Here is an 11,490-nt window from a genome sequence, read left to right on the forward strand (position 1 = left end):
ACCACCGACATTTTTTGAAGCCGATTGCCGGTTTTTGCGAGTCACTGCCATTTATGGAGTGGCGACGCACTCGATCGCTAACCGCTTACACATCCATTGGGAACACCATGAACTCACAGGCCACACTGACAAAGCTGTCCGTCGCATGGACGCTGGTCCGCCACATCGCATTCTGGGGTGGTTGGGCTTTCCGCTTGCTGGTTGTCGTGCCGAGCGTCGCGTTCTGCCTACTGCTTGCGATCCATAGTGACTTCTCATTCTCCGCGATCCCGCGCGAGCTGCTCCAGTCCGTCGCTGATAGAGCCAAGTATCCGGCGGCTCCGGCTGGCTATATCACGATGCAGACATGCAAGGACACCACGTCTGCCGTCAAAGGCTTGCCCCCGCCGCAGGCCCTGTGCAAGACGTTTGGCTTCGAACAGCAGTCGATCGACGCTTCGGCGCGCGAAGCGGGGATGAATCTGGCGCTGATGTACAGCATCTTCGCGCTTCTGGGCTGGGGTTGGTACTTGTTCTCTGGGTCCTTCAACGACAGCCTGCGCGCATTCCGCTCGTCGCTTCAGAAGGTCCGTCGAGCCTAAGTCCCGGGTGCCTGCGAGTTTCCAGAAGCTTCACCCGGCTCGCAGGCCACTTGCCGACCCCATCGGCCATCGCAGGCTCGGGGTTGGCCACCGTATTGGTTTCTCAGATGCCCACGTCAATCCTAGACGAACTGAACCCGTCACAGCGCGAAGTGGCAGACCTACGCCTGCACTGTGTCGCCGTTGCCTGCCCGGGCGCCGGAAAGACAAAGACAATTGCGACCAAGGCAGCCATTCTTCTCGCCGATCCCGCATGCAGGGTCGGTGCTGTGACCTTCAACAAGGAGGCGGCCACGGAACTGCAGGAGCGCATTCGCGCGCTGGCCGGGCCGGCATCGAAGGCTCGCCTGTTGGCAGGGACCTTTCACGGGCTGGCGTTCAAGCAGCTCACACCAAAGGGATGCAAGCAGCAGGACATCGCCAACGAGGGGGACCAGTTGGCGCTGGTTGCACAAGCCCTGAAGGAAGCCGACCTTGATTGGAAGGAAGAAGCCGCTTTGGCCGCCATCGAGGCAATCAAAATGGACTTCGGCAGGGTTCCGCCTGGCAGCGTTGAGGAGCGCCTGTATTCGGCATACCAACAAGCGCTGGCGCGGAACGGGAAGCTCGACTTCCAGGACATGCTCTGTATGGCCATCGAGGGCATGGAGCGCGGAACCATCTCGCCCTACCCTTTCACGCACCTGCTGGTCGATGAGTTCCAGGACACCGATCCGCTGCAATACCAGTGGGTCGCGCAGCACGCGCGCAGTGGCTCGATCGTGACCGTAGTCGGTGACGATGACCAAAGCATCTACGGCTTCAGGGCCGCGCTCGGATTCCGAGGCATGGAGTCGTTCATCAAGGAGTTCGACGCGCGTCCCGTGATTCTGGGGGAGAACTATCGCTGCAAGTCAGAAATCCTCGCCGCTGCCGACAACGTCATTCGGAACAACAAGGAGCGCATCCGCAAAGATCTGGTCGCCGCGCGTGGCCCCGGCGGCCACATCTCGTTTCGGCGCTTCGATGACGAATATGCCGAGGCCGTGAACGCAGTGGAGGCCCTCGCAGCGTCGATGCGCGCCAGCAAATCGGCAGCGATCCTGGCAAGAACGAACCGTATCCTCGACCCAGTTGAGGCCGTCTGCCGCTCCCATGGCGTGAAGTATTTCCGAGCGTCCGGCAAATCAATCCTGAGCCGGGCCGAGGCCGCGCTAATGTGCAACCTGCTCGAACTCATCCAGAAAACGAAGACCAACGGCCTCGATGCCGTGCTGGCGTTCGCTGGCGTCGGAGCGCAAGACCTCAAGACGTTGCACAGCCGGATCGGTCCCAGTCTTGAGCAGCGGCCGCGCAAGGAGCTGGTCGAGATGGGCCTGGCCGAGAGCACCGCGGACACGTACCGGGAGCTGATGAAGCGGCTTGCCGAATGGCGCGGTCTCTGCGATCGGAAGTTCTATCCGCTCGTGCTGGAAGGTGTCTACGAGTGGATGGCTCAACGTGCCAAAGCAGACACCGCCAAGCGTGCGGTCACCACGACCTACGACGTGCTGAGCCGCCTCAACGGTCCATTCTCGGATCGTATCGCCTTCCTGCGGCGCGAGAACAACGTACCGGCGGCCGACGCGCTGATTCTCACGACCATGCACAACTCAAAGGGCTTGGAGTGGGATCACGTATGCATCATCAGGGCTGAAGAAACCGTGGTGCCGAACGAGAAGAGCACAGAGTCCGAGGAGCGTCGCTTGTTCTACGTGGCCATGACCCGTGCGCGCGACCGTCTTGAGATGAGCACGGCGAAGAAGAATCCAACCTCTCGATTCGTTCTTGAAGCCGGTGTGTCGAAATAATCAGCTAGACTTTTCCCGACAGCACGAAGTTCAGAATTTCGCCGGCATTGGGTTCGCCCCAAGTTTCGTGTGCCACCCATTCGAAAAAATTCGATTCCGCTGCCTTGGAGGGCTTCTTGCCTGCGACGACCTTCAACTCCTTCACAGAACACTGATCGTTGTAACGCGAGAGCATCGCCGACTGATCGTCAGCGGATAGTTCCCCAAAGTAGCCCTGCGCATGCGGAATGCGAGCTGCGAGGTATTGCGCCCGCGCATCCTCTTCATTCTTTGGGCTTCGTGCCAACGGCTTCTGCTGCTGTTGACCAGCTCCGGCAGACTCAGCCTTGCCCGCGCCCTTGCCCCAATCCTCCGTAAGCGACTTGCGAAAGTACGCCGGGATGTTATCCAACGGCGGAACACCCTTCTTCGCTTGTCGAGCGCGCGTGTAGCTGATTGCCTCCAGGATGCGTTCGGCTCCGAACGTGCGAACGAGGCGCTTGGCCTCGGAATGCGGGACACCGAACTTGACCACTGTGTTGACTAGGTCTTGGTGAGGCTCCTCCTCCAGTGCGCTCACTTTGCGACTGATCTTGAATTGAATCTCACCGACGGTTCGGCCGACCTTGTGCTCGATCAACTCGATCTCATGGTCTGATACATCATTGATTTCGGCAATACTCGGCGTCAACACCGCTCGCTTGAAGATCTTGTATTCCTTGTATTTGGTCTCGCTCTCTTCGCGTCCGAGTATGAGATTGCGAAAGGTGGCCAGTGGGATACGTGCGGTCAGGCCTATCCGTTCGAACCGTACAGTGTTCTCCCACAACGCAAGCGAATAGGACCGCCGGAACAGCTTGGCGATCCGCATGTCGATCATTGCGTACCGTTGGGGATCCAGTAGCTCCTCACTGATCTGCGGAGCGAACGAATACGACAAGACGGAGCCCACAATCTTGGCGCCGGCAATGAGTGTTGAACCCGTCCATGTCGACGTGCCGTCGCTATTGAGCTGATCCCAATCCACGACAGTGCGCATCAACGATTTTGCGGTCTCTTTGATGTATGCGTTGTCCTTCGTGGTGAGGTCGAGCGCTGCCATCATCTGAGGGATAGAGACCTGAAACGTGTTGTTTGTTTCTCGGCCTGCCAGGCGTTGCTCGATGGCGTTCTTGATCAGTGCATTGAAGATGCGGCGCTGCTGGAGCGACAGCGCACTACCTACCGGTGAAACGTGGATCGCTTGAACCGCCTTCTTGAACGGCTCAGGAGCCTCCTGTTGTTGAAACAGGGCGATCTGGGAACCCTTCTTTGCTTCGGGTACGCGTGCCATGACCTAGTGGGTGGGTTCGCTATAGGTGAAAAACTAGGGGTAGATTTTTCACCTATAGCGCTCGTTTGGCAATCTTACGTTGCCAGGAAGGGACAGCGCTCGCTGCCTGAGTGTTCGACTCTTGATCTCGCTCTCCCCAAAAACGTTCACCTTTTACGCGGGCTTTCGGCCCCGCATTCCTCGAAAGGTGAACGGATTTGGGGGGCTTTCCGCAGTTGCCCGTCCATCTATTGTGCTCCATAGCGCTCATTTGCCCATTTCGTAAGCATTGGAAGGGGCGACAGACTCTTGAAGTCGTCTCGGGTGCGCTTTCGGAGCCAATTGCCCCAAATCCTTTCACCCTTCCCCTCCCCAAATCCTTTCACCTATGCCCGGGAGCCTGGGGCTGGATGGAAGTGGGTACTCACGGGGTTACCCCAAATTCGTTCACCTATGGAATCCCCAAATCCTTTCACCTATGTTTGCAGGCATGGATTTGTGCGGGAGTGCCTGCTCGCATGCGCCCCAAATCCTTTCACCTTTCATCTCCCCAAATCCGTTCACCAAGCGGGTCCAACCTACGGTCTCGTGTGTCGCACCTGGGCTGTACTCTAGGGTGGCTCTCCCCAAATCTGTTCACCCTCGCCATCCCCAAATCCTTTCACCTTTAGGGTTCGCTGGCGGCGCCCCAAATCCGTTCACCAAAGCCCCAAATCCACAACCCCTTGGCCCCAATGGCTTTCACCGTAGCCCCAAATCCACAACCGGCGTTCCCCAATGGTGTTCACCCAATCCACAAATCTATGCACCATATGACCGGCAAAGCCTTACTGGGCTTGGGTTTCCGGAGCCTAAATGTTGTTTAAAGGTTTAAAGTGTTTACGTAAACAAAGTAAACGCTGCGTCTCTTTCAGAGAGCGTCAAAAAAAGACAAAGACCCAGGTACACCTGGGCCTCGTCGTTGAAAAACCTGCATACAGCGTGCTGTTGCTAGCCCGCTGATGGCTCTACCAACTCTTGGTCAACCAGTGCCTTCAGCTTCTCAGCCAGCGCCTCTTGTTTATCAGCCGGAATTTCCTTCAGCTCCAAGCTAATTCGGCCGTCAGGAAATGTCTTAAGTTGGCCGCGCTGCACACCATCAGCTTTGAAATCGAAAAGCTGGTGGTAGCGAGTGCGACTTCGCTTCGCGGTAGCGCCCGGGCCTTGCAGGTTGCGCAAGATGAGCTCCAATTCGCGCACCGTTCTCTTGCCTTCGATAACTGCCGTCAGATGACGATCAGCGCCTTCCTCCCCGACACGGTCGAAGATCAACTTGAGGCAGTAGGCCGCCTGCAACCCCACACGATCAGCACTTTCTGCCATGCGCTCTAGAATGGCTCTCGGCAGTGCGTTCAGCGAAAGAACCTTGCTGACGTATGCCTTGTCTTTGGTGACCTTCTCAGCCAGCGAATTTTGATCCGCGACCACCTGTTGCTCGATCAATTGCTGCCACGCAATCGCGTCATCGAAGATTGACTGCCGCTCGTGGTCGTTGTTCGCTCGGTAAGCCGTGGTGTAGAGGTCGATGGGCAGTACGTCATGACGTTCTTCGGCATCGATGTGCGTCTCGCCCAGCGATCTCTTCGCACGCAGCCGACGCTCGCCGTCGATGATCACATACTTGCCAGGGAACTGAGGTAGGCGCGTGAACTTGATGGCCTCAATTTGGCCTTCCCTTTGAAGGGTTAGGGCCAACTCTTGGATTTTCGCCTCTGGATAGAAGACGCGAGGGTTGTACGGGTTCGAGACGCAATCGGCAATTGCGATGCTCTTGCGCCCACCAACTGCGGACGCAGTTGGGCCGGCAGCAGGTTCCACCGTGTTGGCGGTTGTCTCGGTAACGGGTTGAGATTCTTGCTCCTGAGGGGAAGCCGGAGGCGGTTCCTGCTCTCGCTCGCGAGTCTGAATGGCCTGCTGCTCGTTCTTGAACCCCTTAATCAGCCCGCTCGCGAGGGTGAGCTTTGGGATGGGCTGCCCCTTTGTTGTCGAGGCGCCTTGCACTTTAGTGTCCTTAGTATTCTTAGACATTTTCCACCTTTTGCGAACGCGATTGAGTGATGTGCTGCGTCAACTCAAGGACCAGCGACTCGATTTCAGCGCGTGCTTCCTTCAACCCCTTCATGTATCGCCCGCACTCATGTGCGGTAGTCCCAAGAGCAAACAGCTGCCGATAGATTTCACGTTGGGCAATTTGACTCTGGAGCAGATGCGTACCAACGTCTTGCTGGTTCAGCAGCGAAAGGATTTCTTCTCGCATGCGTGTACGGCCATTGATGTTGTTCAGCATCAGTGCGGAAGCTAATTCCGGATTGATGCGCCGTTTGATGTTCTTGATTTCGTTAATCATTGCCAGAGTGCTGAACAAGTCAGCCGGCGATGGCCCCATTGGGATCAGGCAGAAATCTGCGATGCCGAGCACCTCGGGCGTTCGCGGGTCCTCAAGGTTACCAGGGCAGTCCACAACGACAAGATCGTATTTGCCTTGCAATTTTTGGATTTCGTTTCCGATCTTAGAACCTGCGGGAGCGAGACTCGCCACCGAAATCTTGAGAGGCTCCTCACCGCTTGTTGCCCATCGCAATGAGGTGTTCTGAGGATCTGCGTCGACTAGAGCGACGTCCGTGCCTCCAGATTGGAAGGCAGATGCGAGATTGAGACTCAGCGTTGTCTTACCTACGCCACCTTTTTGGTTTGCGATTGCAATCGTAAATGCGCTCATAGGTTCTCCAAGGTTTTTGTGATTTTAGCGAGACTTGCTGTGAACTCAAGGAATTTCTTATCTCTCTTAGTGTTTTTCTCATCAGCCGTTGTAAATGAGTTGCCACGTGGAAACTATCCTCGTCATGCACTGTGGACTGAACTTTGCGACCAGTTTCCACGTGACAACCCGTCACATCTTTCCTGACGCTGGAGTGCAGTTGTCACGTGGAAACTCGTGCCAAGCATACGTTGCATGTGCGGTTCGGGCGAACGGGCTTCGTGGCTGACGGGAACACTTGGAGCTATTAGCCGAATCGGCGATCGCAATGACGCGAAGTCTGGGCGAAACTTTTACGGATCTACCGAACCCCATTGGTAGCTGCCACCTGGAAACGCGATGGGCCCCTTTGCTGGCGTCACTATCCAGCATCTATGTGATGCAATAGAAGGTTCAGAAGTACGGTCTCTGGCGGCAGTCGGCGACAACATGTCGCATGATTCTGCGTGCGCATGACACTCGTCTGATAAGTTGTCACGTGGAAACTGCAGCAATGCAGCTGGGGATGCTTGCGGGGCGAGTTTCCACGTGACAACTCATTGAGGGGTTCACGGGGGCTCGCTATATACTGAAAGTTAGCCCAATGAAGGACGGGCTTCGTTTGATCTTGGCGCCAGCTTAAGGACAGTGCCGGCTAAGCCTGCAAAGACGGGGAAGTTGCGGCCCCCGCATTCGAAAATCACGAACGCTTCCAAAACCCCCGCAGCTCCTTCATCCGAATGGCCTCTTCCGACGTCACGTAGACCGTCGTGGTGTCGAGCGACTTGTGCCCCAGGTTCTGCTGCATGATCTCGACCGGCGTGCCGGCGGCAATGGCATGTGATGCGTGTGAGTGTCGCAGCCAGTGCGTGCTGGCTTCGTTCAGCCGTGCTGCTCCCTGCGGATCGGTTGCCTCCAACTCGGTTGCGCAGGCCTGGAAGAAGCGCTTGATCTGCCGGTAGAGCACACCCGGCGTCAGCGGAGCGGCAGGGCTCGCCGTGTCCCGCTTTGCCCACGGCGCACGCTCAGCCTGATCGGTCGCGTGGCCGAGCAGGGCCACCGGCTCACGAATCTGGGCGGGGTCGCTGGGGAAGCCGCGGGAGTCCAGGTACGCGCCCAGCGCGTGCACGACCTCATCGGGCACTGGCACCTCACGTACACGCGACCCCTTGCCGACCACGGTCAGCCACCAGCCGTCCATGCGTTCGCCGGAGCGGGGGAGGGCGAGACTGCGCCATGCCAGGTCGGCCGTTGTCGCTCCCACGATCTCCGCGAGACGCAAGCCCGTGGCGTAGAGCAAGGGCAAGGCGACCTGCAGCCGCAGGTTCGATGACGTGCGCTCCAGCAGGAACAGGCGCTCCACCACAAACGCCCATTGGTCCTCGGTCAGACTGCGCCCAACGTCCAGCTGTGGTTTGCCACCATTCGTCGCCCGCACGCCGCCCCACGGATTGCCGCTCAGATAGTTCTTGTCGTTGAGGTACCGGTACAGGTTCTGCAGCACGGTCAGGGCATAGGCCTGCGACTCGGGCGACAGCTTGCCCTCGAACGGTTTCCAGCTCGGCGTCCACCGTTCCCGAGAGCGTGGCGCACACCAGTCGTCGGGCACGTCGGCCAGGAAATCGCGGTAGGCGACGCAGTCCTCAGTCGTCATCGACGAGAGCGGCTTGCGCCGAATCCAGATGGCCCACAGCAGAAAGCGTTCTGCCTCCTTGCGATAACTGCGCTGGGTGTTGGACAGGTAGTGCAGCCAATCCAGCGGGCCGGGCTCGGTGATGACATCGCGCCGGCCGGTGCGCCGCCGGGCGATCTCGGCAGGCGGCAGCCCCGGTTTCGAGCGCAGCCAGGTGAGTACCGCCTCGTAGTCGTTCTGGGCGTCCAGCAGGCACTCGACCGGGGGCCGCCGGAAACGGCCGTTACTGCCGTCGAGCGCGGCCGGCACAACGATCTTTTCCAGGGGCAGGAGGCCAGTGCCGGATGCCACCACGCGGTCACGCTCGTGCGCGGTGAGTTGCCGGCGCGGGATCCGGGCGTGTTCGCCCAGTTTGCGCGCCAGCGTGTCGGCGTTCGCGCGCAGGAAGCGCTCGATGGCGTGGGCTTTCTTCTCGCCGACCCCGCGCAGCGCGCGGAACCAGCCGCCGCCCAGGCTGTTGATACGGTCGATCAGGGTGCCGATGGTGGCTACGCCGGCGGCCTCCAGCCGATCCGCGACGCCCGCGGCCAGCCACGCGTGGCAGTGGTCGTCGACCCGCACCGGCTCCGCCAGCACCTGTTCCAGGTCGGCCAGCAGGCGCAGCTGCCGCTCCATCAGCTTGGTCCGGCGCTCGGCCCGCTGCACCGCGTCTCCGAAGCGCTCCCGATAGGCTTCGAGCTGCTCCTCGATGCTGAAGTCATCCAGCCCGTTCTCCAGCGCGAACTCCTCCAGCGCTGGCAACGCGGGTCCGCGCTGCGCAAGGCCGGAGAGGTCGATGCGGATCAGGCGCACCTTGCCGTAGTGGCCGGCGCGGCGCACGGCCGCCGCCAGTTCAGCGCGCAGCCAGGCGGTCATGCGCCGTACCTTCGGGTGCGCGACGAAGGTCTCCTGCGTCAGCTCGGCCTGCGCCTCCAGTTCGCCATCGATGGCCAGGTAGCGCGCCCACATCGGCCGGGCATCCAGCCCCTGGACGACCGCGCGCAGGAACGCGAAATGGCCACGGTGGAGGTGGCGTCGAACGACAACGCGGCGGCGGGTGGGTCGAGTGCGCTTTATTTCACTTTGCAGCGTCTCGAGGCTGGGGGGTGGTTCAGGGTTGTGGTCGGGGTCGAGCGGGTCCATGGGCGGCGAAGCGTTGTCGGGCTTGGGTTTCCGGGCCTGTTGGAAAACGCGAAAAAGTGACGTTCTCGAAAGCGTACATTAATTTCACAGTACATGATAAGAATACTTATCAACCACAGTAAAAAGCGCACTTCACTCGATGGAGTGCGCTTTTAGGCATGTTAGAATCAGCCCAATAGCCTCCATCCAGACCGAAATGTCGTCGCCGACCTCAAAAATGGCGGCCCAGCGCCAAGACTGGGACACTGCCGAAAGCCGCTGCGCTGAGCGTCGCGAGCTGGCAGGCGCGGCGGCCAGCGCGGCCGTCGCGGTAGAAGAGGGGGTAACGGTGCGCTTCCGGCCGATCGGACGGACGGACGTCGATGCTGCAGATCGCTGGACCTTCGGAGGCTATGCCCCAGGCTGGCTATGGTCCCGCGAGTTGACACGGGCTCGCCGTCGGCCGCGCCGCGTGGAGGCCGCCGTTTATGCGGAGTTGCCGGATCACACGCATGTCTTGTGTGGCTTGATCCTGGGGCGGATCAGTAATCGACACGTGGTCGCGTCGATCCACCTGCTCAGCCGTGCGCCGGCACCTAACCCGCTGCAGGGCCGCTTTGCCAAGATCGCAGTGCGCTACCTGGAATTCTGTGCGGCGGCGTTTGACTGCACGACGGCCTCATTGCAGCGGCCCATTCCCGAGTTGGTAGATTTCTACAAAAGCCTGGGCTACTCACGGGTCGTGGAGAAAAAGGGTAAGATTGAGAGACTTGAGCGCGATCTGGGGGCAGTCCTGTCCGCAATGCGCAAGGGAGATCAACCATGAAGCCGACAGCACGCAAAATTCGACGCCAAGCGCTCCTGGCCGAAAAGCCGGAACAGGTCGCCGCGCGCCTCGCCGTGTTCGCCAAATTGACGCGCGAACAGGCGGTCGCGCGCCGGTCGGTAGTGGAGCCCAAAGTAGCAGGATCGGTGTTGGCAGGCCGGCGCGTAAGGGTTGCAGGCTGAGGCCACACTCGCACGTTACAGGAGCCGCCTTCGGGCGGCTTTTTCATATCTGCAATGACTGCATCAGTGCTGAACCATGATCTTTCGGGGGACTTTGAGCGCCTGCTCACGTTGGTGATGCAGCTCGTTGAGTCCCAGGCCGGGCAGCAGATCCCGGTGGACCAGCTTTGGATGAACGATGCGCAAGTGCTGGGCAAAAAATTCTGTTACCACGTAGCCTCGCTGCGCCTGATAGCCCAACCGGTCCAAATCGATATTGCCGGGTATGGCGCAGATCTTCACATCGACCACAGTTCCGTGATGATTCTTGCGCGCGCGGCTCTGGAGACCTACCTCACGTTCGCCTACATCTACGGCAGCAAAGATGTGGAGGTCCGACAATTCCGCCATATGATCTGGCGTCGTGCCGGCCTACTGGACCGACAGGCGTATCCGGCACGTGCGCCAGAGCACCAACAGAAGTTGGCCGACGAGAAGACAAGGATCGATCAACTCCAGATCGAGATCGAAGCCCACGGCGTCTGGCAGCAGTATTCCGAACCGATGCGTAAAAAGGTTCTGAAGGGCGAATGGCGCGCCGGCCAGTCTTGGATCGACACTGGCATCGCCGCCGGTTTCCACCCCGTCTATATCCGCCAAATCTACAGCTTCCTCTGCGGCTACGCGCACTCGAGCTGGCTCAGCATTCTGCAGATTCGCGATGCACAAGCGCTTTGCGACCAGGAGGCGATGGCCGCTAGGTTCGTAAGCGTGGCCCTCGTTTTCATGAGCTTCTTTGCAACGAGCTACGTTGCCTTGTTTCCGCAGGCTGAGGCGGTCCTGGCCAGCAACACCGAAGCGGCCAACCTTGCCCAGCGGTGGCATCTGACCGCTGATCGCCAGTCTGCCCTGTATGGCACAACGAACTGAGCTTGCCGATTCGCCTATGCCCGCCGACCAAAACCCACCTGCTAAGCAATTCCCCCGGAACGAACGAGTGCCGGTGGCGCGCGCGGTTGCCACGACGATAGAACATGCCACGGCCGCCCAAGTCAAAGCGCTGGCGGAGCCGTTCAAGGGAACCTCGGTGGGTCAACGGTTCTTCGGACCTGGCTGGATCGGTGAAGATGGCGTTGCTTGCATAGTGTTCATCGCCCAGGACCGTGACACCATCCAACGGCTACGTCGACAGCGGACGTGCGTCGCAATTGGTTGGCGTTGGAACAACACCC

General features: G+C 59.5%; 9 protein-coding genes and 1 pseudogene. 6 read left to right on the plus strand and 4 right to left on the minus strand.

The window, feature by feature from the left end:
• Together BG83_RS0116325 and BG83_RS0116330 are read left to right on the plus strand one after the other, a co-directional pair.
• Positions 1-581, plus strand: a 581-nt coding sequence (locus tag BG83_RS0116325; RefSeq protein ID WP_235193215.1) for a hypothetical protein, incomplete at its 5' end; no start/stop codon positions are given.
• 107 nt (positions 582-688) lie between these two features.
• On the plus strand, positions 689-2,410 hold the full coding sequence (locus BG83_RS0116330) for an ATP-dependent helicase (RefSeq protein ID WP_012435611.1): 1,722 nt from the start codon (positions 689-691) through the stop codon (positions 2,408-2,410).
• Between the two features lie 4 nt (positions 2,411-2,414).
• Here the strand turns inward: BG83_RS0116330 and BG83_RS0116335 are convergent, their stop codons facing one another.
• The 4 genes from BG83_RS0116335 to BG83_RS0116350 form a co-directional block, all read right to left on the minus strand.
• The gene (locus BG83_RS0116335) at positions 2,415-3,722 is read right to left on the minus strand and encodes a replication initiation protein (RefSeq protein WP_012435610.1); all 1,308 of its coding nucleotides are present in this window, start codon (positions 3,720-3,722) and stop codon (positions 2,415-2,417) included.
• A 969-nt stretch (positions 3,723-4,691) separates the two neighbouring features.
• Positions 4,692-5,768 (minus strand): ParB/RepB/Spo0J family partition protein, encoded by a 1,077-nt coding sequence (locus tag BG83_RS0116340; RefSeq protein WP_012435609.1) that lies wholly within the window; start codon positions 5,766-5,768, stop codon positions 4,692-4,694.
• Complete coding sequence (locus BG83_RS0116345; protein ID WP_012435608.1) at positions 5,761-6,459, minus strand: ParA family protein; 699 nt, start codon at positions 6,457-6,459, stop codon at positions 5,761-5,763. The genes BG83_RS0116340 and BG83_RS0116345 overlap by 8 nt, the downstream gene beginning before the upstream one ends.
• 718 nt (positions 6,460-7,177) lie before the next feature.
• Positions 7,178-9,292: a phage integrase family protein gene (locus BG83_RS0116350; protein ID WP_012435607.1), complete on the minus strand. Its 2,115-nt coding sequence runs from the start codon at positions 9,290-9,292 to the stop codon at positions 7,178-7,180.
• A gap of 196 nt (positions 9,293-9,488) precedes the next feature.
• Here BG83_RS0116350 and BG83_RS0116355 point away from each other — a divergent pair, with 196 nt between their 5' ends.
• The 4 genes and pseudogenes from BG83_RS0116355 to BG83_RS29870 form a co-directional block, all read left to right on the plus strand.
• On the plus strand, positions 9,489-10,097 hold the full coding sequence (locus tag BG83_RS0116355; protein WP_225694715.1) for a hypothetical protein: 609 nt from the start codon (positions 9,489-9,491) through the stop codon (positions 10,095-10,097).
• Complete coding sequence (locus BG83_RS0116360) at positions 10,094-10,279, plus strand: hypothetical protein (protein ID WP_004635264.1); 186 nt, start codon at positions 10,094-10,096, stop codon at positions 10,277-10,279. The genes BG83_RS0116355 and BG83_RS0116360 overlap by 4 nt, the downstream gene beginning before the upstream one ends.
• A gap of 54 nt (positions 10,280-10,333) precedes the next feature.
• Positions 10,334-11,188, plus strand: coding sequence for a DUF5677 domain-containing protein (locus tag BG83_RS0116365; RefSeq protein WP_004635267.1), 855 nt, complete (start codon positions 10,334-10,336; stop codon positions 11,186-11,188).
• Between the two features lie 16 nt (positions 11,189-11,204).
• Positions 11,205-11,490, plus strand: a pseudogene (locus tag BG83_RS29870) (restriction endonuclease); the annotation flags it as partial.

Origin of the sequence: Ralstonia pickettii, from assembly GCF_000607165.1 — a bacterium.
GTDB lineage: Bacteria > Pseudomonadota > Gammaproteobacteria > Burkholderiales > Burkholderiaceae > Ralstonia > Ralstonia holmesii.